General features: G+C 71.2%; 25 protein-coding genes. 11 read left to right on the plus strand and 14 right to left on the minus strand.

What is annotated here, in order from left to right:
• The first annotated feature begins 179 nt into the window (after nt 1–179).
• A complete protein-coding gene (locus ABD785_RS10685) occupies nt 180–977 on the plus strand; it encodes a tRNA(His) guanylyltransferase Thg1 family protein (RefSeq protein WP_344825512.1) in 798 nt (265 codons plus the stop codon).
• A 26-nt stretch (nt 978–1003) separates the two neighbouring features.
• Here the strand turns inward: ABD785_RS10685 and ABD785_RS10690 are convergent, their stop codons facing one another.
• Nucleotides 1004–1645 carry an excalibur calcium-binding domain-containing protein gene (locus ABD785_RS10690; protein WP_344825514.1) on the minus strand — a complete coding sequence of 214 codons (642 nt, stop codon included), beginning with the start codon at nt 1643–1645 and terminating at the stop codon, nt 1004–1006.
• A 187-nt stretch (nt 1646–1832) separates the two neighbouring features.
• Here ABD785_RS10690 and ABD785_RS10695 point away from each other — a divergent pair, with 187 nt between their 5' ends.
• Complete coding sequence (locus tag ABD785_RS10695) at nt 1833–2243, plus strand: DUF6221 family protein (RefSeq protein WP_344825517.1); 411 nt, start codon at nt 1833–1835, stop codon at nt 2241–2243.
• Here the strand turns inward: ABD785_RS10695 and ABD785_RS10700 are convergent.
• Nucleotides 2240–2446 (minus strand): hypothetical protein, encoded by a 207-nt coding sequence (locus ABD785_RS10700; RefSeq protein ID WP_344825520.1) that lies wholly within the window; start codon nt 2444–2446, stop codon nt 2240–2242. The two genes, ABD785_RS10695 and ABD785_RS10700, sit on opposite strands and share 4 nt — an antisense overlap.
• A 305-nt stretch (nt 2447–2751) precedes the next feature.
• On the opposite strand from ABD785_RS10700, the gene ABD785_RS10705 reads away from it, so the two are divergent.
• Nucleotides 2752–2973, plus strand: a complete 222-nt coding sequence (locus tag ABD785_RS10705) for a hypothetical protein (protein WP_344825523.1) — start codon at nt 2752–2754, stop codon at nt 2971–2973.
• Nucleotides 2974–3069: 96 nt separating this feature from the next.
• On the plus strand, nt 3070–3381 hold the full coding sequence (locus ABD785_RS10710) for a hypothetical protein (protein WP_344825526.1): 312 nt from the start codon (nt 3070–3072) through the stop codon (nt 3379–3381).
• 30 nt (nt 3382–3411) lie between these two features.
• On the opposite strand, the gene ABD785_RS10715 is transcribed toward ABD785_RS10710, so the two are convergent.
• Both ABD785_RS10715 and lnt read right to left on the minus strand, forming a co-directional pair.
• The gene (locus ABD785_RS10715) at nt 3412–4137 is read right to left on the minus strand and encodes a polyprenol monophosphomannose synthase (protein ID WP_344825529.1); all 726 of its coding nucleotides are present in this window, start codon (nt 4135–4137) and stop codon (nt 3412–3414) included.
• Between the two features lie 10 nt (nt 4138–4147).
• The gene (gene lnt / locus ABD785_RS10720; protein WP_344825533.1) at nt 4148–5737 is read right to left on the minus strand and encodes an apolipoprotein N-acyltransferase; all 1590 of its coding nucleotides are present in this window, start codon (nt 5735–5737) and stop codon (nt 4148–4150) included.
• A 304-nt stretch (nt 5738–6041) separates the two neighbouring features.
• Between lnt and ABD785_RS10725 the strand changes: the two genes are divergently transcribed.
• Nucleotides 6042–6533 (plus strand): FxsA family protein, encoded by a 492-nt coding sequence (locus ABD785_RS10725; RefSeq protein WP_344825536.1) that lies wholly within the window; start codon nt 6042–6044, stop codon nt 6531–6533.
• 65 nt (nt 6534–6598) lie between these two features.
• Here ABD785_RS10725 and ABD785_RS10730 read toward each other — a convergent pair whose 3' ends face one another.
• From ABD785_RS10730 to ABD785_RS10745, 4 genes are all read right to left on the minus strand, one after another.
• Nucleotides 6599–6943 carry an RNA polymerase-binding protein RbpA gene (locus ABD785_RS10730; protein WP_344825539.1) on the minus strand — a complete coding sequence of 115 codons (345 nt, stop codon included), beginning with the start codon at nt 6941–6943 and terminating at the stop codon, nt 6599–6601.
• A gap of 95 nt (nt 6944–7038) precedes the next feature.
• A complete protein-coding gene (locus tag ABD785_RS10735) occupies nt 7039–7815 on the minus strand; it encodes a glycerophosphodiester phosphodiesterase family protein (protein ID WP_344825542.1) in 777 nt (258 codons plus the stop codon).
• A gap of 38 nt (nt 7816–7853) precedes the next feature.
• Nucleotides 7854–8954, minus strand: a complete 1101-nt coding sequence (locus tag ABD785_RS10740) for an LLM class flavin-dependent oxidoreductase (RefSeq protein ID WP_344825545.1) — start codon at nt 8952–8954, stop codon at nt 7854–7856.
• A complete protein-coding gene (locus tag ABD785_RS10745; protein ID WP_344825548.1) occupies nt 8951–9547 on the minus strand; it encodes a TetR/AcrR family transcriptional regulator in 597 nt (198 codons plus the stop codon). The genes ABD785_RS10740 and ABD785_RS10745 overlap by 4 nt, the downstream gene beginning before the upstream one ends.
• Nucleotides 9548–9598: 51 nt before the next feature.
• On the opposite strand from ABD785_RS10745, the gene ABD785_RS10750 reads away from it, so the two are divergent.
• Nucleotides 9599–10381 (plus strand): SDR family NAD(P)-dependent oxidoreductase, encoded by a 783-nt coding sequence (locus ABD785_RS10750; RefSeq protein ID WP_344825551.1) that lies wholly within the window; start codon nt 9599–9601, stop codon nt 10379–10381.
• A gap of 4 nt (nt 10382–10385) precedes the next feature.
• On the opposite strand, the gene ABD785_RS10755 is transcribed toward ABD785_RS10750, so the two are convergent.
• From ABD785_RS10755 to ABD785_RS10775, 5 genes are read right to left on the minus strand one after another with little or no spacing between them, the layout of a single operon-like run.
• Nucleotides 10386–10934, minus strand: coding sequence for a TrmH family RNA methyltransferase (locus tag ABD785_RS10755; RefSeq protein ID WP_344825554.1), 549 nt, complete (start codon nt 10932–10934; stop codon nt 10386–10388).
• Entirely contained in the window at nt 10924–11526 is a 603-nt protein-coding gene (locus tag ABD785_RS10760) for a class I SAM-dependent methyltransferase (protein WP_344825557.1), read from the minus strand. Before ABD785_RS10760 ends, ABD785_RS10755 begins: the two co-directional genes overlap by 11 nt.
• Nucleotides 11527–11571: 45 nt before the next feature.
• Nucleotides 11572–12519 carry a VWA domain-containing protein gene (locus tag ABD785_RS10765; protein ID WP_344825560.1) on the minus strand — a complete coding sequence of 316 codons (948 nt, stop codon included), beginning with the start codon at nt 12517–12519 and terminating at the stop codon, nt 11572–11574.
• Nucleotides 12516–13400: a DUF58 domain-containing protein gene (locus tag ABD785_RS10770; protein WP_344825562.1), complete on the minus strand. Its 885-nt coding sequence runs from the start codon at nt 13398–13400 to the stop codon at nt 12516–12518. Before ABD785_RS10770 ends, ABD785_RS10765 begins: the two co-directional genes overlap by 4 nt.
• Nucleotides 13400–14395, minus strand: coding sequence for an AAA family ATPase (locus ABD785_RS10775; protein ID WP_344825564.1), 996 nt, complete (start codon nt 14393–14395; stop codon nt 13400–13402). The genes ABD785_RS10770 and ABD785_RS10775 overlap by 1 nt, the downstream gene beginning before the upstream one ends.
• Before the next feature lie 106 nt (nt 14396–14501).
• On the opposite strand from ABD785_RS10775, the gene ABD785_RS10780 reads away from it, so the two are divergent.
• From ABD785_RS10780 to ABD785_RS10790, 3 genes are read left to right on the plus strand one after another with little or no spacing between them, the layout of a single operon-like run.
• Nucleotides 14502–15224: a hypothetical protein gene (locus ABD785_RS10780; protein ID WP_344825566.1), complete on the plus strand. Its 723-nt coding sequence runs from the start codon at nt 14502–14504 to the stop codon at nt 15222–15224.
• A gap of 56 nt (nt 15225–15280) precedes the next feature.
• Entirely contained in the window at nt 15281–16756 is a 1476-nt protein-coding gene (glpK, locus tag ABD785_RS10785) for a glycerol kinase GlpK (RefSeq protein WP_344825568.1), read from the plus strand.
• A gap of 18 nt (nt 16757–16774) precedes the next feature.
• The gene (locus ABD785_RS10790; RefSeq protein ID WP_344825570.1) at nt 16775–18391 is read left to right on the plus strand and encodes a DUF885 domain-containing protein; all 1617 of its coding nucleotides are present in this window, start codon (nt 16775–16777) and stop codon (nt 18389–18391) included.
• 3 nt (nt 18392–18394) lie between these two features.
• Here ABD785_RS10790 and ABD785_RS10795 read toward each other — a convergent pair whose 3' ends face one another.
• Nucleotides 18395–19003 (minus strand): LysE family transporter, encoded by a 609-nt coding sequence (locus ABD785_RS10795; RefSeq protein WP_344825572.1) that lies wholly within the window; start codon nt 19001–19003, stop codon nt 18395–18397.
• Nucleotides 19004–19090: 87 nt separating this feature from the next.
• On the opposite strand from ABD785_RS10795, the gene ABD785_RS10800 reads away from it, so the two are divergent.
• Both ABD785_RS10800 and ABD785_RS10805 read left to right on the plus strand, forming a co-directional pair.
• Entirely contained in the window at nt 19091–19507 is a 417-nt protein-coding gene (locus ABD785_RS10800) for a MerR family transcriptional regulator (protein WP_344825574.1), read from the plus strand.
• The gene (locus ABD785_RS10805) at nt 19504–20478 is read left to right on the plus strand and encodes an aldo/keto reductase (protein ID WP_344825576.1); all 975 of its coding nucleotides are present in this window, start codon (nt 19504–19506) and stop codon (nt 20476–20478) included. The genes ABD785_RS10800 and ABD785_RS10805 overlap by 4 nt, the downstream gene beginning before the upstream one ends.
• Nucleotides 20479–20531: the final 53 nt, after the last annotated feature.

Here is a 20531-nt window from a genome sequence, read left to right on the forward strand (position 1 = left end):
GAAATCAGAAATGGGAAGAGGCGAACGAAAACACTCTAGATCACGGCTGAAGCCCCCGCCCGGCGATATCGGGTGGCGGAAGATCGCGGATGCCGGGATCATCGAGTGAACCCGGCCCCGGAGGATCGTCGTCCAGCACCGTGACGGGTTCCCCCCGAAACAGTGAGCAGAGGAATCTCATGTCCGGCGACAAGACGGCACTCGGCGACAGGATGAAGGGGTACGAGGCGGTCACCAGGGTGACGCTTCCGCGGCGTACCTACACGGTCATCAGGGTCGACGGGCGGGCGTTCCACTCCTTCCTGCGGCGGGCTGACAGGCCCTACGACGAGAGGGTCATGGCGTCGATGGACGCCGTCGGGCGGGCGCTCTGCTCCGAGATCTCGGGGGCCGTCTTCGCGTTCAGCCAGTCCGACGAGTGCTCCGTGCTCATCACCGACTTCGGGGCGCCCGGTACGCAGCCCTGGTTCGGCGGGACGGTGCAGAAGATGGCGTCGGTGGCGGCCTCGGTCGCGACGGTGGCGTTCAACCGTGGGTACGGGGGCCGGGATGACGCCTTCGCGACGTTCGACGGGCGGGTCTTCACGATCCCGGATCAGGTCGAGGTCGCGAACTACTTCGTCTGGCGGCAGCGGGACTGCGTCCGCAACTCCATCACGATGGCGGCGCAGGCCGTGTTCTCCCACCGGCGGCTCCACGGCGTGAACAGCCGTCAGATGCAGGACATGCTTCACGAGCACGGCATCGACTGGAACGACTACCCGGACGGCTGCAGGCGCGGCCGGGTGGCCGTCCGGCGGAGCGGTGAACGCGAGGTCACCTACACAGACCGGCGGACCGGGCAGGAGGTGACGACGACCGCGATGCGCTCCTGGTGGGAGAGCACCCCGGCGCCGCACTTCGACGCGACGCCGGACGGCTGGCCGGCCTCGGTCATCCCGGTGCTCCCGGCGCCGTCCGAGCGACGGGCCTCGTAGTCCGGCGGGCCGGGCTCCGGGATCGTTCAGCGGGTCTCGCAGACGGTGCCGTCGCCGTCGCGGTCCTGGTACCAGCCGTATTCGGGGTCTTCGCCGCGGACGTAGTCGCCGTAGCCCGCGGCGTTGGCCTCGCGGCAGGTGCGGAAGCGGGGGTCGGTGGCCGGGCGGGGGGTGGGGGAGGCGCTGCTCGGCCGGGGCTTCGGCTTCTCCGGGACGGGCTGCGCCTTCACCCCCGGCAGGTGGAGCCGGCACCAGGAGGAGAGGACGGCCGTCGTGCCGGGCGAGCCGGCCAGGCGGCCGACGCGGGAGGCCCGGGCCGCGGCCTTCGCGGCCCGGGCCTTGGCGGCGGCCTTTCCGGGCCAGCCGGCGGCTTTCAGCGCGACGGCCTGCACATGGGCGGCGCAGGCTCGGCGGGCCGCGGCGTCCACGGCCGGAGCGGGCGGCAGGCTCGAGGTGGCCGTGCTGGTGGGGGACGGTTCGGGGGCGGTGGTGGCGGCTTCCGGACCCGCGGCGGGGGAGTACTGGATGGGCTTCTGCGGGGTGGTGCCGTTCACGACCGCGCCGCAGGCGACGACCATGGCGAACAGGCCGAGCAGGACGGCGCAGCCGATGAGGAGCGGCCGGTGTCCTCCCGATGGTCGGGGCGGCTGGTGGGAGGACTGGTACACGGTGGCTCCTCGAGTCGGCGTTCTCAAAAAGGGACGCGCCACCATGAGAATCATGGCACCTGCGTGACCAACGCGAATCCGATCCGCAACCGGCCCGTCACCCGGTGCACCCGAATCCTCCCGGGCATCGTCGGTCGAGGCGTCGTGCGACTCGATTCCGGTGCGGAGGCTGAGAGGATCGTCGATCGTGAGAGAGATCAGCCCCGACGAGATCGGTGATCCGGCGGAGTGGGCGCGCCAGTGGATCCTGGCCGACCGTGAGGCCGCGCACGTCGCCGGGATCGTCGCGCCGGGGGCATGGGTGCACAGTCATCGGGGCGCGCCCGGCGTGATCTACGGCGGGGGAGACGGCCGGGAGCTGGCGGCCGCCGGAGAATCGCTGAGGGCCGTCACGGAGCACCTGGTCCGGCACGACCCCGAGGACGTCCTCTCGCGCTGCGCCGCCGAACTGGCCGTTCTCGAGGCGCACGGATCAAACGGGGCCGTGCCGCCGTCGTGCAGGGAATGCCGGGACGCGCCCCATCCCTGCCGGACCGTTCTCCTGCTCGTCTCCGGATACCGTCACCGGCCCGGATACCGCGAGGGATGGCGACCCTAGACCTCGCCGAGGCTCTCCAGGGGAATGTGCTCGGCCAGGGACTCGATGTCGGGATAGGCGGCGGCGAAACGTCCGCCGCGCGTCACCAGGAAGGCGGCGTCCCCCGTGGCGCCCGCCCACCGGGCCCACACGCCGCTCGCGGTGTCGGGCGCGACCGTCCGGACATGCAGCCCGTCCGGCCCGTGAAGGCTGTTCTCCCCCATGGCTCACGGTATCCGACCCGCCGATCCGCTCGCGGGGCGGCCCGGACTGAGGGATGATTACATTGAGCTACAGGGAGATCTCAATGAGCGATCATGCTCCCGTGTTCCGGTACGAGGAGCCGCTGTGAACCGGCATCTGACGGGGATCGCCGTCTGTTTCGCGATCTGTGCGGCGATCGGGGTCGTGGCGGTGTTCTACCACCATGTCCGTGATCGGCGGGAGCGGCGGTGAGCGGGGGCGCGGCCGAATAAACGGTCCGGCCGGGAGCGTTCTCGGTGCAGGGGCCGGGGAGGGGAGACGCGAGATGGAATACGAGACGATCAAGCACGTCATGGTGGGCGGGGAGTGGCTCGCCATCGAGGCGGGCAGCTTCGGGACCGACGACGAGTGCTCGCTGTGGGGGACGACGACGTGCGTGACGTTCTCCCTCGTCGAGCACATCAGGGCCGACGCCGACGAGGAGGACGACGTCGCGACCCGGATCACCTGCCCGCTCACCGAGATCCAGGCGATCAGGTACGGGTGACCGAACTGTGAGGGCGGGGATCGCTCCACGGGCTTCCGGTCGCCCGCCGGCTGCTGGATCATGGGACGAGGAGCGAGAGGAAGGGAAGGTCCGGCCGTGGGGGATGCCGCTGATGTCGAGCGGTTCGAGCGAGAGCAGGCCGACGCGCTTGCGGGGCTTGAGCGGGTGAAGGCGGCGGTCGCCGCCAGGGTGCTGCGCGTGCACCGGGACGCCGAGGAGCGGGTCCGCACGGGGACCCTGACCCTGGAGGAGGCGGCGGCGGAGATCGAGGCCGTCGAGGCGGAGGCCGCTCTCGAGGTGTCGAAGGCGGCGGAACTGGCCGGAGCGCGGCTGACCGACCTCTCCGACGACGTGGTCTACCCCGGCAGGAACCAGGCGGGCCCGCGCTGGAACCGGTGGCCCCGCTGATCAGCGAATCTACAACGTAAAGGCGGCGGCTCAGCGGCGGCGCAGGCGGCCGCGGACGCCCCACTGGGTGACCCGCCACATGGCCTCGAGGACGATGGCCTGGGACATCTTGCTGGTGCCGTGCACGCGGTCGGTGAAGGTGATGGGCACCTCGACGACGCGCAGCCCGCCCCGGTAGGCCCGCAGCGCCAGGTCGATCTGGAAGCAGTATCCGCGGGAGTCGACGGTGTCGAGGTCCAGCTTCTCGAGGGTCTCGCGGCGGAACGCGCGGTAGCCGCCGGTGGCGTCGTGGAGCGGGATGCTCAGCATGTGACGGGCGTAGAAGTTGCCCGTGCGGGAGATCGCCTCGCGGTACTTCGGCCAGTTCACCGCCCGGCCGCCGGGGACCCAGCGCGCGCCCAGCACCAGATCGGCCGAGCCCAGGGCCCCCAGCAGCGAATCGAGCTGCTCGGGCTGGTGGGAGCCGTCGGCGTCCATCTCGACCATGACGTCGTAACCCTGGGCGATGGCCCAGCGGAAACCCGCGATGTAGGCCGCGCCCAGGCCGTCCTTGGCGGTTCTGTGCAGGACCTTCAGCTGAGGGTCGGTCGCCGCCATCCGGTCGGCCAGCTCCCCCGTGCCGTCGGGGCTGTTGTCGTCGACGACCAGGATGTCGACGTCGGGGGTGCACCTGCGGACCCGGTCGGTGATCAGAGGAAGGTTGGTGCGCTCGTTGTAGGTGGGAATGATCACCAGGATCTTGCCGAGCTCGTCCATGCGGTCCTCCCTAAGCGGCGTCGTCCTCCGTGGGGGTCCGTCGGGCGCGCAATGCGATCAATAGTCCGGTCATGCCCACAAATGCCAGGAGCCATTCGGGAGCACCGCCCAGATGGTCACTGATGGTAGTGCCCGTGCGGACGGGAACCGCGGAGACCTGGATCTCGGCGGTGAACTCGCGGGACTGCTTCACCAGCCGGCCGTCCGGGGTGATGATCGCGCTGATCCCGCTCGTGGCCGCGACCAGGACGCTCCGGTCGTGCTCGACGGCCCGCAGCCGCGACATGGCGAGCTGCTGCCAGGGGAGGCTGGTGTGGCCGTAGGTGGCGTTGTTGGTCTGGACGACGATCATGTCGCCCTGCGCGGCGTCGCGGACGATCCCGTCGTAGGCGACCTCGAAGCAGATGACGTCGCCGATCTCGACGCCGCCGATCTTCATCAGGTTGCTCTGGGTGCCGCGGGCGAAGTCCCGGGGGACCCGCTCGAGCCGGGCGATGAACTTGGTCAGCACCGACCGGAACGGGATGTACTCCCCGAACGGGACGGGATGCCGCTTGGTGTAGTAGGCGCCCGGCCCGGTCACCGGATCCCAGACGATGCCGCGGTTCTCGACCTTCTCGCCGTCGGGGGTGTCGGTGAGCGCGCCCACCAGGACGGGCACCCCGACGTCCTTGACGGCCCCGTCGATGACGGCTCGCGCCTCGGGATCGTTGTAGGGGTCGAGGTCGCTGGAGTTCTCCGGCCAGATCACCAGGTCGGGCTTGGGGACGCGGCCCGCGCGGATCTCCGCGGCGAGGACCTTGGTCTCCTTGACGTGGTTGTTGAGGACGGCCTGCCGCTGGCCCAGGAAGTCCATGCCCGAGCGGGGCACGTTGCCCTGGATCACCGCGACGGTCGCCTCGCGGCCGCCCGTCCCGGAGCCGGTCGGGATGATCAGTCCGGCGAAGGTGATCGCGAGGGCGCCGGCCAGGCCGAGGACGGTGGCCCGCTTGCTGTGCTTGACGATCGCGTAGGCCAGCAGGGTGCCGATCAGCGCGGTCATGAAGCTGACCAGCGGGGCCCCGCCGATCGAGGCGAAGGCCGTCAGCGGCGTGTCGGTCTGGGAGAAGGCCAGGCGCGCCCAGGGGAACCCGCCGAACGGCACCCGGCCGCGCAGCAGTTCCTGGGTGAGCCACAGCCCGGCGGTCCACAGGGGCCACAGGCGGGTCTTGGAAACGACGGCCATGCAGGCGGCCATCGGCACGAAGTAGAGCGCCTCGGTCACGCTCAGCGCGATCCAGACGTCCGTGCCGATGGGCTTCAGGCCGGGCAGGACCGGGAAGAAGAAGCAGAATCCCGCGACGAGGCCGAGCAGCGCGGCGAACCGGGCCCTGACCCCGCGCAGGACGAGCGTGAGCAGCGCGACCCCGACGGGCGCCAGCGGCCACAGGCCGTCGGTGCTCCCCTCGGAGGGCCCGAGCACGCTCGGCGGGAAGGCGAGGTACATGATCAGCCCGGCTGCGGCGGCCGCGGCGATCCGCAGCCAGGGGGAGCGCCGTGAAGGCCTCGGAGAGGTGATCGGCCGGGCGGGCACGTCTTCCGCCACCGTGTCCTGCGTCAACACCGTCTCCTGCTGTCCGCCCGCCGTTTCCAGCACGTTATCGGCTGAATGCTGGACTCGGGTAACGGAAGAGGGCCCGGCACATCCGTCGGGCCGTACGAGTGCCCACAGGTTGTGGGAACGTCGTCCGTTGTCTAATGGATGTGCCGGGCCCTTCCGGGTCATAGCCAGCGCCCAAACCTATCGGAACACGTTGCTTTGTCAACACGGATGACGTGATCGGAGTGTCTCCGGCACTTCTGCGTTGTGCCAGCTCACACCCATGATCGAGATGATCGCCCGATCCGCCGGGCATGATGGGGACATGGCGGTGTTCCTCTTCGTGGCCTTCCTGGCCCTCCCGATCCTCGAGATCTACGTGATCATCCAGGTGGGGCAGGTGATCGGCGGGTGGGAGACGGTCTTCCTGCTGCTGGTCGAGAGCCTGCTCGGCGCGTGGATCGTCAAGCGCGAGGGGCGCCGGGCGTGGCGCAATCTGAACTCGTCGCTGCAGAGCGGCCGGATGCCCGACCGCGAGCTGGCCGACGCGGCCCTCGTCCTCGTCGGCGGCGTGCTCCTGCTGACGCCGGGCTTCGTGAGTGACTTCTTCGGCTTCCTGTGCATCCTGCCGTTCACCCGGCCGCTGGTGCGCGGGGCGCTGTTGGGCTGGGCCGCCCGCAAGATCAAGGTGACCGCGCCGCCGATGATGTTCCCTGAGGGCTTCGCCCGCACCCAGCCGGGCCCCGACGGGGCGCCGGTCGTGCGGGGAGAGGTCATCCACGGCGAGGTCGTGGACGACGACCGCAAGGGCACGTAAGGAATCGTGCCTTGAGACGGCGGAGGGCCCGTGCTCGCAAGCACGGGCCCTCTCGATCCCCAGGATCAGGCGGACTTGCGTCGCCCTGATCTGAGAATCGCCAGCCGTTCGGCGAGGACCTCCTCCAGATCCTCGATACTGCGACGTTCCAGGAGCATGTCCCAGTGCGTGCGCGGTGGCTTGCCCTTCTTGGCCGCCGGTGCCTCACCGTCCATCAACAGGGCGGGTGAGCCGCAGCTCCGGCAGTCCCAGGTCATCGGCACCTCCACCTCGGTGGCGAGGGTGACGGTGAACTGGTGGCCCTTCGGGCATGTGTAGTCGACTTCCTGGCGGGGGGCCAGGTCGGTGTTACGGTCGTTCTCGTAGCTCGTGGCTCCGAGCCGTGTGCCGCGAAGTGCGCGCTCTGCCATCGTCAAACGCCTCCCAGACGGCTTGCGGTCTTGCCTTGCCCAACGCTGGATACCGCTACAAGATTCCCTGCCGGTGGCGCTTTGAACCCTGTGAGTTAAGGTGCGACGGCGTTCCAGAGGCCGCGTCCGGTCATGACCTCCCGCAACGCGGTGAGATCATCCGTCATGATTCCGTCGACACCGGCGTCCAGCAGGCGTTCCATGGTGGCGGTCTCGTTGACCGTCCAGGCGTGGACGGCCAGGCCGTGCGCGTGGGCGCGCGCGACGAACTCGGCGGTCGCGAAGGGGAGCGGGCCGAGGTTGTAGGGGATCTGGGCGCAGGCCACGCCCTCGGCGGCGGCCCTGGCCAGCCCGCCGCCGACGCGCAGCGCGGCGATGCCGCCCGGTCCGAGGGCCGTGCAGACCGGTTCCCTGGTGAAGAGCGGGGCGCGGGCGCGGAGCTGGGCGAGGCGGCGGCCGGAGAAGGAGGTGATGCAGACCCGGTTCCAGGCCTTCGTGCGGTGCAGGACCCGGATCAGCGGGGTGATCGCGGGCCGGTCCTTGATGTCGATGTTGAACCGGGTGCCGGGGAACTGGCCCAGGACGTCCTCGAGCAGCGGGATCGGCTCGGTGCCGCCGATCTTCGCCGCACTGACGGTGCTGTAGGGCAGCTTGGACAGCCGGCCGCGCCGGTCGGTCACCCGGCCCAGCGTCGGGTCGTGGAAGGCCAGCAGCACGCCGTCGGCCGTCGCCTGGGCGTCGGTCTCGATGTAGCGGTAACCGTGGTCGACGGCCCGCTGGAAGGCGGTCAGGGAGTTCTCCGGCGCGCCCTTCTTGCCGCCGCGGTGGGCGAAGGGGATCGGGCCGTCGTGGTCGAGGAAGGCGTAACGCACCCTCCCCAGTATGCTCCGGACTTACTATGTAAAGGCGGTCAGTCTCGAAAGCGCGGTATGACCTCGGTTCCCATCAGCTCGATCGTCCGCATGACGGCCTCGTGCGGGATCTTGTAGGGGTTCACCAGGCACAGCAGCAGGTCGACGCCGGCCTCCTCGTAGCGGCGGCAGGCCGCCACGCAGTCCTCGGGGGTGCCGAGCACGCACGCGCCCTCCTGGCGGAGGTAGTCGATCGTCAGCAGCTCCAGCAGGCCCTGCTCGTCGACGGTCTTCAGGTCGCCCGCGTAGCCGTAGTCGCCGAGCGTGCCCTCGGCCTGCCATTCCGCGACGCTCGCGATCTGGCGCGCCCCGGTCTTCGGGTACCACTCGAACGACTCGGTGGCCGTGGCGACGGCACGGTCCCGGTCGGTGTCGCACAGGGCCATCGTGAAGGTCGCGACCTCGTCGTGGACGTAGGCGCCGATCGGCCGCTCGCACTTCGCGACCGCCGCCTTGTAGACGTCGATCTTCTTCTTGACCTCCTCGGGGGAGACCCCGACGGCGAACGAGCACAGCCCGAGGCCGAGCCCGCCGACCTCCCGGTGACCGTCCTCGCTGCTGGTGGCCCCCCACAGCGGAGGATGCGGCTTCTGGAGCGGTTTGGGCAGGACGCGCCGCGGCGGCATCGACCAGAACTCGCCGTCGAAGGAGTGCACGTCCTCGGTCCAGCAGCCGACGGTGTGGGAGATCGCCTCCCGCCACATCGCCCTGGTCTGCCGGGGGTCGATCCCGAACCCCTCCAGCTCCGCCCGGGTGGCCGACCGCCCGGTCCCGACGTCGACCCGGCCACCGGAGATCAGGTCGAGCGTGGCCACGGACTCCGCCGTCCGGACCGGATGGTTGTAGGGCCTGGGCATCAGCCGCACTCCGTAGCCCAGGCGGATCCGCGACGTCCGTGCCGCGATCGCCCCGTAGAGCACCTCGGGATTGGAGCAGTGCGAGAACTCCTCGAGGAAGTGGTGCTCGACGGTCCAGAAGGCGTCCCAGCCGTGCTTCTCCCCGTGGACGGCCTGCTCGATCGTCTGCTCGAGGGCGATCCGCTCGGACTCCTCCGACCACGGACGCGGGACGGGGATCTCGTAGAACAGGGCGAACTTCACTGCAGACCTCCCAGGTGGGTGCGCACGAAGGCGCGGACGGCGTCGGGGTCGGCGGGTTCGAGGGCCGCCGACGGCATGACCGCGAAGGTGAACACGATCCGGACCAGCCACTCGCCGGCCTGCGCCTCGTCGAGCCCCGCGCGGATCTCCCCGCGCAGCCGGGCGGCGGCGAGCCGGGGACGCCAGAAGTCGATCTGCGCGGCGAGGAAGCGGTCGAGATGGACGGTCAGCAGCATCGCCAGCAGCGAGTCGGTGCCGCCGGGCAGCCTGAGGGTGTACTCGACGTCCTCGCGGTGCCCGGCGACGAAGGCCGCGGCCTCGGCGACCTGGTCGACCAGGGTCGCGCCCCGGTCGACGACCGGCTCACTGGCCTCGACGAAGGCCCGGGCCGTCCGGGCCAGGACGGCGTGGACCAGATCATCCCGGGTGGGGAAGTAGCGGTAGACGCTTCCGCGCGAGACCTCCGCCTCGCGGGCCACATCGAGCATCGAGACCCGCTCCAGGCCGTACCGGCTCATGCACCGTTCGGCCGCGTCGAGGATCCTTCCGGCCGTCGGGTTCTGGGCCTTGCCCGAAGCAATCGCTTGGTTCACAGTTGAACAGGTTCCGCCCAGTTGTTCAGCCCGTCAAGAGGAGAAGGCCCCATGGACAGATTCGCCGGACGCGCGGTCGTGGTCACCGGAGCGGCGTCGGGGATCGGCCGGGCGACGGCCGTCCGGCTGCTCGCGGAGGGCGCGGAGGTGATCCCGGTCGACTTCGCCAAGGATCCCGAACCCCTGGCCGGGGCAGAGTTCCGCGAGCTCGACGTCACCGACGAGGGGGCGGTGGCGGCGCTGTTCGCCGAGCTGTCGTCCCGCCGGATCGACGGGGTGTTCCATGCCGCCGGCATCGCGGGCGGATCCCCGGTGCACCTGCTCGACAGCGCGTCCTGGAACCAGGTGATCAACGTGAACCTGACCGGCACGTTCCTGGTCGTTCGTGAGGCCGTCCGGATCATGCTGGAACAGGAGCGGGTCGAGGGGGAGCGCGGGGCGATCGTCACGGTGGCCAGCGTCGAGGGCCTGGAGGGCACGGCCGGCGGAAGCTGCTACAACGCCGCCAAGGGCGGGGTGGTCCTGCTCACCAAGAACGTCGCCCTGGACTACGGGCCCAAGGGCATCCGCTGCAACGCCGTCTGCCCCGGGCTGGTCCACACGCCGATGACCTCGGACGTGTTCGACATGCCCGGCCTCGAGGGGTTCAGGTCGGACTTCATCAAGGGCCACGCCCTGCGCAGGGGGGCGCGGCCCGAGGAGATCGCCGCCGCGGCGGCGTTCCTGCTCTCCGGCGACGCGAGCTTCGTCTCGGGAGCGGCCCTCCCGGTCGACGGCGGTTACCTCGCGGGCAAGGACCACGGCATCACCGAGCTGCTCGGCCTGACCGACTGAGGCGCTACCCGGCCCACTCGCGGCGGCGGATCTCCGAGAGGGCGACCGCCGTCGCGACGGCGACGTTGAGGGAGCCGACCCTGCCGACCTGGGGGATGTAGGCGACCGCGTCGGCGGCGGCCAGGAGGGCGGGGGAGCAGCCGTGGTCCTCGCCGCCCACCGCCAGGCAGATGTCGCCCTCCAGCGGGGCCTCGTGCAGGGGCAGGGCGTCGGTCGTGAGCTCCAGGGCGATGATCCGGAAGCCGTCGGCCTTGGCGAGCTTCGCCGCCTCCACCGAGGTCCCGGCGTGCTGCCAGGGGACCAGGCGGTCGGTGCCGAGCGCGGTCTTCTGGGCGTTCGGGTGGGTGGGCTCGGTGGCGTTGCCCGACAGCCACAGCCGCTCCACGCCGAAGACGGCGGCCGTCCGGAAGATCGACCCGATGTTGAACGGCTGGGTCACCGACTCCACCAGCAGGCCGAGACGGCCGGTGGTGTTCCGGCGCCAGGTGCGGTTGAGCCGCTTGACGTCGGTCGCGCGCAGCTGCTTACGCGGCGCGGGCTGCTCAGCGTTCACGGGCCTGGACCTCCAGGATGCGGTAGGACGAGCGGCTGGCCAGCCGCGTGGTGGACCAGCCCTGGTCGGTGAGCCAGCGCTGGAGGGAGTCGCTGCCCAGGTGCTTCTGCACCACCAGGTGGGCGAGGCCGCCGGGCTGGAGGCGCGGAAGCCACAGGGTCAGCAGGTCGTGCAGGGCCTGCTTGCCGATGCGGATCGGCGGATTCGACCAGATCGCCGCGAAGGTGACACCCGCCGGGATCTCCTCGGTCAGCCCGAACCTTACGTTGTTAAGGCCCGCGGCCTCGGCGTTCCGCCCGGCGAGGGCGAGGGCGCGCTGGTTGACGTCCACGCCGTAGACGGTCGCCTCCGGCGCCCTGGCGGCGAGGGTCAGCGAGATCGGGCCGTAGCCGCAGCCGAGATCGAGCAGATTGCCTTCGCGCGGCGGCCTGGGCACGCTGTCCAGCAGGATCCGCGTACCGGCGTCGACCTTGTCGGGCGAGAACATGCCCCGGTCGGTCTCGAGCCGGAAGTGCAGGTCGCGCAGGACGAGGTCGACCGTCGCCGGTCTGCTGGCCGCTCCGGGCTCAGCCGAGAAGTAATGATCCCCCACGTCCGCCAAGCCTAGGGCCTGCCGGGAACGCGGGAGCCAGAGGTGTCAGGGCAGACGGGAGAACCACAGCAGGGACAGGCCGCCGGACAGGATGATCAGGATCAGGCCGGCACCCAGGAAACGGCCGGAGATGTCCCGGTCCTCCAGGCGGTAGCCGAGCGAGGTGCCGATGTTGCGGTAGACCTCGGACAGCTCGCCGGAGTCCTCGGCCTCGTAGGCCTTGCCCTGGGTGGAGACGGCCAGACGGCGCAGCTCCGGCTTGTTGACGTCGACGGTGGTCGTCTCGCCCTCGATGGTCACGGTGCCGTAGGGGGTGCCGAAGGCGATCGTGGAGACCGGGACGTTCGCGGTGTTGGCGGCGTCGATGGCCTCGCTGATCGAGCGTCCGTAGGTGTTGTCGCCGTCGGACAGCAGCACGATGTGGGCGGGCGGCGGGTCGTCGCCGTTCCCGGCGTCGAAAGAGCGGATCGACTGGAGGCAGGCGAAGACCGCCTCGCCGATCGCGGTGCGGCGGTCCAGGTTCAGGGTGTCGACCGAGGCGATCGCGTCGGCCCGGTTGGCCGAGGGGGAGGCGACCACGCTGGCGTTGCCGGCGAAGGCGATCACGCCGACGTTGAACCGGGGCGGCAGGCTCTTGATGAACGCCTTGGCCGAGGCTTTCGCCGCCTCGAACCGGCTCGGGCGGACGTCGGTGGCCATCATCGACAGGGACACGTCGATCGCCACGGTGATCGTCGCGCGCTCCCTGGGGACCTTCACCGGCGCCGTCGGATTGGCGAAACCGAAGATCAGCACGCCGAGGAGCAGCAGGAACAGGGCCGCGCTGACGTGCTTGCGCCAGGCGCCCTGGCGCGGCGCGACCTGCGACAGCAGCGGCAGGTTGGAGAAGCTGATCGCGAACTTGCGGCGCCGCTGCTGGACCAGGATGTAGGCGAGGGCCAGCAGCGGGATGAGCAGCAGCAGCCAGAGCCTGAGGGGCGTCCCGAAACTCATGTGCGGCTCCCGATGCGGCGGCGGCGCAGGGCGAAGCGGGCGATGTCGGCGACCCAGTCGCGGTCCGTGCGCAGCACGAGATGGGGGACGCCGAGGCGCTTGAGGGTCTGGGCGGTCTGCTCGCGCTGCGCGGCGGCTGCGCGGTTGTAGGCGTCGGCGACGCGCGGCGACAGCATGATCTCCTGGACGGTTCCGGTCTCGGGGTCGGTCATCTCGATCAGTCCTCCCGGCGGCAGCTCCAGCTCGCGGGGGTCGATGATCTCGACGGCCAGTGTCTGGTGTCGGGCGCTCATCCTACGCAGCGGCTGGGACCAGTCGGACTGGTCGAGGAAGTCGCTGATGACGACCCGGAGGCCACGGCGGCGCTGCCCGCGGTCCAGGGAGGCGAGCGCCTCGGCGAGCGTGATCGGCCCGCGTTCGATCTTGGTGGACTGGACCTCGCGCAGCAGCGCGTAGATCCCGGCCCGTCCCGGCCTGGCCGGACGGCGGCGCAGCCCGCCGGAGCTCATGAGGTAGGCGCCGACCCGGTCGCCGAGCCGGGTCGCGGTGAAGCCGACGGCGGCCAGCGCGGCGACGGCCAGGTCGCGCTTGGGCATCTCGGTGGTGCCGAAGTCCATCGACGGTGTCAGGTCGACCAGCGCCCAGGCCTCGAGCTCGTGGTCGGCGATGAGATCCCGGACGTGCGGGGTCGCGGTGCGGGCGGTGACCGACCAGTCCATGTGCCGGACGTCGTCCTCGCCCGGCTGGTAGACCCGGGACTCGGCGAACTCGGTGCCCGCTCCCGGCAGCAGCCCGAGGTGCTCGCCGCCGAGCAGGCCGTCCAGCCTGCCGACGATCTTGAGTTCGAGGCGGCGGAGCCGGTCCTCGGGGATCCGGACCATCAGGACGGTCCGTGGTTCCACACCACGCGGGGCGGCGGCACGCACGCGAGGATGCGGTCGACGAGCTCGCTCTGGTCGATGCCGTCGGCGACCGCGTCGAAGGTGAGGACGATGCGGTGGGTGAGGACCTCGCGGGCCACGTCCCTGACGTCCTCGGGCAGCACGAACTCGCGGCCGCGCAGCAGCGCCAGCGCCCGGGCGGCGGAGACGAGGCCGAGCGTGGCGCGGGGGCTCGCGCCGATCTCGATGAGCGCGGCCAGGTCGGGCATCCGGTAGGCGGCGGGCTGCCGGGTCGCCATCACGAGCCGGACGATGTAGTCGGCGACCAGCTCGTGCACCGTGATCTGCTCGGCGGCGCGCTGGAGGCCGAGCAGCATCTCCGGGTCGAGGACCTGCTGGGGGACGGGCGGGTCGACGCTCATCCGCCGCAGGATCGCCAGCTCGTCGTGGGCGTCCGGGTAAGGGATGTTGATCTTCATTAGGAAGCGGTCGCGCTGCGCCTCGGGCAGCGGGTAGACGCCCTCGGACTCGATCGGGTTCTGGGTGGCGAGCACGATGAACGGTCGCGGCAGCCGGTAGGTCTGCCCGGTCAGCGAGACCTGGCGCTCGGCCATGACCTCCAGCAGCGCCGACTGGACCTTGGCGGGGGCCCGGTTGATCTCGTCGGCGAGCACGAAGTTGGCGAAGACCGGGCCGAGCTCGACGTCGAACTTCTCGCTGGAGGGCCGGTAGATCCGGGTGCCGACGATGTCGGAGGGCACGAGGTCGGGGGTGAACTGGATGCGCGCGAAGGTTCCGCCCGTGACCTGGGCCAGGCTGGAGACCGCCAGGGTCTTGGCCACGCCGGGAACGCCCTCGAGCAGGCAGTGGCCGCCCGCCACCAGGGCCACGACGAGCCGCTCGACCATGTGCTCCTGGCCGACGATCACCTTGCGCACCTCGCCGAGGGTCTGCTCCAGCAGCGCGCCCGAGGAACCCGTTTCGTGCTCAGCCATCAGGCCCCTTCGCCCCCCAAAAGTAAGAATCGGCACTGCCGACCCTAGTTCACTTACCCGGCCCGTCGGGGGCGACACGGAGACTGAGTGATCTAGGGTCGAGGACATGTCAGTGCCGCTGCTCGGGCCGTTCCGTCTGACGGCCCGGACCTTCGCCTCCCCCGCAGGGGTCGTGTACTCCGCGATCGACCAGGCCGGAAGCCCCCTCCAGGTGGTGGTCCTGACCCGCGGTGCGGCCTCGGACGCCGCCGCCAGGGACCGGTTCGCGGCGGCCGTCAGGGAGTTCGGCGGGCCGCTGGTGGCGAGCGACACCGCGTCGTCGGAGCCGTGGGCGGCCGGCGGCCCCGGTCTGGAACGCACCCTCGACCCGATCCTGCTGCGCGGCAGGGCCCGTGGCCCCCAGTTCCTGCCGTACTGGGCGGGAGCGGAGGATCCGGCGTTCCCCAGCGGCCGGTCGGGCCCGCTGCTGGCGCCGAAGGGGGAGCGGCCCCGTGGCGTCATCCCCGCGCTGATCACACTGCTGCTGCTGGCGATCCTGCTCGGCGGGCTGCTGATCCTGCTGTTCGCCTGCCAGCCCGACGACCCGCTGACGGACGACGACAGCCGGGTGCCGCCGCCGCCCACGGCCACGGGCGGCCAGTCGACCCCGCCGTCCTCGAGCCCCGGCAGCGGTTCTCCGTCGGAGAGCCCGGAGACCGAGAGCCCATCGCAGAGCCCGGACGAGTCCGAGACGCCGGACCGCCGGGGACCGAGTGAGTCTCCGCGGCCGACGGGTACGAGGCCGACCGGGCCGCTGCCGACGGACGAGGACCCGGGAGACCCGTTCTGAGGGGTGCCGATCCGGCGCGGGTTTCCGCGCAGGTTGCAGTGCAGGGAGGAGCCGCCGTGTACATCGCCGCGATCGACCAGGGGACGACGTCCAGCCGCTGCCTGGTCTTCGACGCCGAGGGCCGGGTCGTCGCCGACGCCCAGCGGGAGTTCGAGCAGATCCTGCCCAGGCCGGGATGGGTCGAGCACGACCCGTCGGAGATCTGGGAGTCGGTCGAGGCGGTCGTGGCCCAGGCGCTGGAGCGGGGCGGGATCACGGCCGCCGACCTCGCCGCGGTCGGCATCACCAACCAGCGTGAGACCACGATCGTCTGGGACGCCGTGACGGGCGAGCCGGTGCACAACGCGATCGTCTGGCAGGACACCAGGACCGACCGGATCTGCCGCGATCTCCAGGGCGCGGTCGGCCAGTACCGTTTCCTGGACTCCTGCGGGCTGCCCCTGGCCACCTACTTCTCAGGACCGAAGATCGTGTGGCTGCTCGCCGAGATCGAGGGGCTGCGGGAGCGGGCCGGACGCGGAGAGGTCCTGTTCGGGACCGTCGACTCCTGGCTGATCTGGAAGCTGACCGGACGCCACGTCACCGACGTCACCAACGCCTCCCGCACCATGCTGATGAACCTGCGGACCCTCGACTGGGACGACCGCACGCTCGAGGCGATGGGGATCCCGCGGGCGATGCTCCCGGAGATCCGGTCGTCCGCGGAGGTCTACGGAACGGGCCGCGGCGTGCTGGAGGGGGTCCCGGTGGCCTCGGCCCTCGGCGACCAGCAGGCGGCCCTGTTCGGCCAGTGCTGCTTCGACGAGGGCGACGCGAAGAACACCTACGGCACGGGCAGCTTCCTGCTGCTGAACACGGGGAACACCCCGATCACGTCCCGGCACGGCCTCCTGACCACGGTCGGCTACCGGATCGGCGACGAGCCCGCGGTGTACGCCCTGGAGGGCTCCATCGCGATCACCGGAGCGCTGGTGCAGTGGCTGCGCGACAACCTCGGCCTGATCTCCTCGGCCGCCGAGGTCGAGCGGCTCGCCGAGACGGTGGAGGACAACGGCGGCTGCTACTTCGTGCCCGCCTTCTCCGGGCTGTTCGCCCCCTACTGGCGCTCCGACGCCCGCGGCGCGATCGTCGGGCTGACCCGTTTCGTCAACCGGGGCCATCTGGCCCGCGCGGTGCTGGAGGCCACGGCGTGGCAGACCCGCGAGATCGTCGACGCCATGAACGCCGACTCCGGGGCAGCGCTGACCTGCCTGAAGGCCGACGGGGGCATGGTCGTCAACGATCTGCTGATGCGGATCCAGGCCGACGTGCTGGGCGTTCCGGTGGTCCGTCCGGAGGTCGCGGAGACGACCGCGCTCGGCGCCGCCTACGCGGCGGGGCTCGCGGTCGGGTTCTGGTCCTCCCGCGACGAGCTGCGCTCCCAGTGGCGGGCCGCGGCCCGCTGGGAGCCGGTGCTGGGCGACGAGGCGCGCGAGGCCGGGCACGCCCAGTGGAAGAAGGCGGTCTCCCGCACGTTCGACTGGGTGGACTGATTCTGTAGCGTGTGAAAGATGACCGAAATCGACCGCCTGTCCGACCGCTACGTCTCCGATCTCGCCGCCGCGGACCCCTGCCTGGCGGCCATGAGCGGGATCTCCGGACAGGACGGCGCCCTCACCGACTACGGTCCGGACGGTTACGCCGCACGCGCCGACCTCACCCGGCGGACGCTGGCGGAACTGGCCGCGGCCCCGATGACGGGAGAGGCCGACCGCCGGGCCGCGGCGGTCCTGCGCGACAAGCTGGAGACCTTCGCCGCCCTCGACGAGGCCGACGTCCACGCCCTGGACTTCTCCAACATCGACGGGCCGTTCCAGCGGCTCCGGCAGGCCGTCGAGGTCCTCGACCAGGGGGCCGACAGCCCCTGGGACGATCTGCGGGCCAGGATCGAGGCCTTCCCCGCCGCGCTGCGCGGGCTGAGCGCCTACCAGGCGGAGGCCAGGGACCGGGGGATCGTCGCCCACCGGCCGATGATCCTCGGCACGGTCGCCCAGCTGGAGGGGTCGGCCGCCTACTTCCGCGGATTCGCCGAGCGCCCGGGGCTCGATGGGGCGGCGCGGGCCGCCGCTCAGGCCTGCCTGGACTACGGGGCCTTCCTCACCGGTGAGCTGGTGCCCGCCGCGCCGGACCGCGAGGGCGTCGGCCGCGACCGGTACGCGCTCGGTGTCCGGAACTTCCTCGGCACGACTCTCGACCTGGAGGCCACCTATGCCTGGGCCTGGGACGAGCTGGCCGTCCTGAAGCGTGAGATGGCCGAAGCCGCCGCCGAGATCGCCCCCGGCCGGAGCCTGGCCGAGGTCCGTGACGCCCTCGACGCCGACCCGCGCCACCGGATCGCCTCCGGTGAACCGTTCCGGGCCTGGATCCAGGAGCTGGCCGACCGGGCGATCGCCGATCTGGACGGCGTCCACTTCGACATCGCCGAGCCGCTGCGCCGCATCGACTGCCGGACCCCGCCGACCGGGAACAGCATCTACTACCTGGCCCCCGCCGAGGACCTGAGCCGTCCCGGGCAGGTCTGGTACTCCGCCCACGGCGCCGAGACGACGACCTGGGCGGTGCCGTCGATCATGTTCCACGAGGGGGTGCCCGGCCACCACCTCCAGCTCGGCGCGACCATCCTGAACCAGGGCCTGACCCGGTTCCAGCGGGTCTCCAGCGAGCTGCACCCCGGTTTCGCCGAGGGCTGGGGCCTGTACGCCGAGCGCCTGATGGACGAGCTCGGCTACTTCACCGACCCCGCCCACCGCCTCGGCATGCTCTACGGCGGCCGCCAGATCAGGACCGTCCGGGTCATCGTCGACATCGGCCTGCACCTGGGCCTGACGATCCCCGCGGGCTCCGGCTTCCACGAAGGCGAACGCTGGACGCGCGACCTGGCCATCGAGTTCCTCTCCCGCCACAGCCCCGACGACGTCGAGGTCGTCACCTGGGAGATCGACCGCTACCTGGGCCTCCCCGCCCAGGCCATCGCCTACAAGCTGGGCGAGAAGGTCTGGCTCGAAGGCCGCGCCGCCGCCAGGGCCCGCCACGGCTCGTCCTTCGACCTGAAGTCCTTCCACTCCACCGCGCTCGACCTCGGACCCATGGGCCTGGAACTCCTGGCGGCCGAGCTCGCGGCCGTCTAGGGGCTAAACGACCAGGAGGACGGCGAGGGCGGCGATGATGGCGCTCGCCGCGAGGGAGGTCAGCAGACGGGCCCTGCCGCCGGTGAGGGCCTTGCCGACCAGGGAGCCGCCGGCGGCCAGCAGGAGCTGCCAGCTCAGGGAGGCGGCGACCGCCGAGACGGCGAAGGCGAACTGCTCGGCGGTGGTCAGGGCGTTCTCGGCCTGGCGGCCCAGGACGAGGGCGGCGAAGTAAATGATCGTGGCGGGGTTGAGGACGGTCAGGCCGAGGAGGGCCAGGTAGGCGCGTCCGGGGCGGGTCAGCAGGGGGACCTCGCGTTCGGAGCGTTCCCGGAAGGCGGCCACGGCCGTCCGGGCGGCGACGGCGAGCAGGACCAGGGCGGCCAGCCAGGTGAGCGGTGTCGCCACAGGCTCGATCAGGGGGGTCAGCGAGGCGCCGCCCAGGACGGCCGCGATCGCGTAGAGGCCGTCGGCGGTCGCCACTCCGGCCGCGGCCGCCGCGCCGACCCGGAAGGAGGTCCTGGCCGTCAGGGTGACGATCAGCACCCCGATCGCTCCGACCGGGATGGCCACGCCGTACCCGGCCAGCAGGCCGCTGAGGATCGCTTCGGTCATGGCAGGTGATGGTGCAAGCGGAGGCCGTCCGGCGGCAACTCCTTTTCGGCTTGACTTAGAGCGCACTCCAAGCGAAAGGCTGGAGCCATGGACGAGGGACTGACCATCGCCGAGGTGGCCGAGAGCACCGGTCTGACCGCCCACACGCTGCGCTACTACGAGCGGGCGGGGCTGCTCGACCCGCCCCCGCGCGGCATGAACGGCCACCGCCGCTACGGGCGCCGGGATCTCGACCGGATCCATCTGCTGACGCGGCTGCGCTCGACCGGCATGCCGATCGCCGAGCTGCGCCGCTACGTGGAGCTGATCAGGGACGGGGACGCGACCGCGGGGGAGCGGCGCCAGGTCATGATCGACCACCGTGCGAAGGTGGAGGAGCAGATCAAGCAGCTCACCGAGGATCTCGCCCTGATCGACTACAAGATCTCCATCTACACGGAGGTCGAGGAGAAGCACGCCCGGGTCCTGTCCCGGGACGGCTCGGACGAGGAGGAAGTGGCATGAGGAAGCGCATTCTGGGGGACGGTCTCGAGGTCTCCGCCGTCGGGCTCGGCTGCATGGGCATGAGCGAGTTCTACGGCCCGGGGGACGACGCCGAGTCGCTGAAGGTCCTGGACCGGGCACTGGAGCTGGGCGTCACCTTCTGGGACACCGCCGACATGTACGGCCCGTTCATCAACGAGGAACTGCTCGGCAGGTCGCTGAAGGGCCGCCGCGACCGGGTGGTCCTGGCCACCAAGTTCGGCCTCGAACGCCGCCCCGACGGATCCAGGGCGGGGATCAACGGCCGTCCGGAGTACGTGCGGAGGGCCTGCGAGGCGTCGCTGAAGAGGCTCGGCACCGACCACATCGACCTGTACTACCAGCACCGCGTCGACGTGAACGTGCCGATCGAGGAGACCTGGGGCGCCCTGGCGGAACTGGTCGCCGAGGGCAAGGTCCGGCATCTGGGGATCTCCGAGGCGGCCCCCGCGACCGTCCGGCGGGCGCACGCCGTCCACCCGATCACGGCGGGGCAGTACGAGTACTCGCTGTTCACCCGGTTCCCCGAGGACGAGCTGCTCGCCCTGTTCCGCGAGCTGAACATCGGCCTGGTCGCCTACAGCCCGCTCAGCCGCGGCATCCTCACCGGCACGGTCGAGGTCGACGCCCTGGCCGCGGACGACTTCCGGCGCCACAACCCCCGCTTCCAGGGGGACAACCTGGCCCAGAACGCCCGTCTCGTCGCGGCCGTCGAGGAACTGGCCGCGGCCAAGGGCGTCACGACGGGCCAGCTCGCCCTCGCCTGGGTCCTCGCTCAGGGCGACGACGTCGTCCCGATCCCGGGCACCAAGCGGCTGCGCTACCTCGAGGAGAACGCCGCCGCCGAATCCCTGGAGCTCACCGCCGAGGATCTGGCCGCCCTGGAGAAGGCCGCCCCGGCAGACGCGGTCCTGGGCGACCGTTACCCGGACATGAGCCACCTCAACCGATGAGGACTCCGGCCGCGCCGGCCCGGCTCATATGCCGCCGGCGCGGCCGGACACCG

Origin of the sequence: Actinocorallia longicatena (assembly GCF_039534125.1) — a bacterium.
GTDB classification, from domain to species: domain Bacteria; phylum Actinomycetota; class Actinomycetes; order Streptosporangiales; family Streptosporangiaceae; genus Actinocorallia; species Actinocorallia longicatena.

Bases quoted from the DNA above. Each gene is read 5' to 3' on its own strand.
- ABD785_RS10685 (WP_344825512.1), top strand. From the start codon at position 180: ATGTCCGGCGACAAGACGGCACTCGGCGACAGGATGAAGGGGTACGAG.
- ABD785_RS10700 (WP_344825520.1), bottom strand. From the start codon at position 2,446: ATGGGGGAGAACAGCCTTCACGGGCCGGACGGGCTGCATGTCCGGACG.
- ABD785_RS10705 (WP_344825523.1), top strand. From the start codon at position 2,752: ATGGAATACGAGACGATCAAGCACGTCATGGTGGGCGGGGAGTGGCTC.
- ABD785_RS10715 (WP_344825529.1), bottom strand. From the start codon at position 4,137: ATGGACGAGCTCGGCAAGATCCTGGTGATCATTCCCACCTACAACGAG.
- ABD785_RS10725 (WP_344825536.1), top strand. From the start codon at position 6,042: ATGGCGGTGTTCCTCTTCGTGGCCTTCCTGGCCCTCCCGATCCTCGAG.
- ABD785_RS10730 (WP_344825539.1), bottom strand. From the start codon at position 6,943: ATGGCAGAGCGCGCACTTCGCGGCACACGGCTCGGAGCCACGAGCTAC.
- ABD785_RS10750 (WP_344825551.1), top strand. From the start codon at position 9,599: ATGGACAGATTCGCCGGACGCGCGGTCGTGGTCACCGGAGCGGCGTCG.
- ABD785_RS10765 (WP_344825560.1), bottom strand. From the start codon at position 12,519: ATGAGTTTCGGGACGCCCCTCAGGCTCTGGCTGCTGCTGCTCATCCCG.
- ABD785_RS10770 (WP_344825562.1), bottom strand. From the start codon at position 13,400: ATGGTCCGGATCCCCGAGGACCGGCTCCGCCGCCTCGAACTCAAGATC.
- ABD785_RS10775 (WP_344825564.1), bottom strand. From the start codon at position 14,395: ATGGCTGAGCACGAAACGGGTTCCTCGGGCGCGCTGCTGGAGCAGACC.
- ABD785_RS10780 (WP_344825566.1), top strand. From the start codon at position 14,502: ATGTCAGTGCCGCTGCTCGGGCCGTTCCGTCTGACGGCCCGGACCTTC.
- ABD785_RS10790 (WP_344825570.1), top strand. From the start codon at position 16,775: ATGACCGAAATCGACCGCCTGTCCGACCGCTACGTCTCCGATCTCGCC.
- ABD785_RS10795 (WP_344825572.1), bottom strand. From the start codon at position 19,003: ATGACCGAAGCGATCCTCAGCGGCCTGCTGGCCGGGTACGGCGTGGCC.
- ABD785_RS10800 (WP_344825574.1), top strand. From the start codon at position 19,091: ATGGACGAGGGACTGACCATCGCCGAGGTGGCCGAGAGCACCGGTCTG.
- ABD785_RS10805 (WP_344825576.1), top strand. From the start codon at position 19,504: ATGAGGAAGCGCATTCTGGGGGACGGTCTCGAGGTCTCCGCCGTCGGG.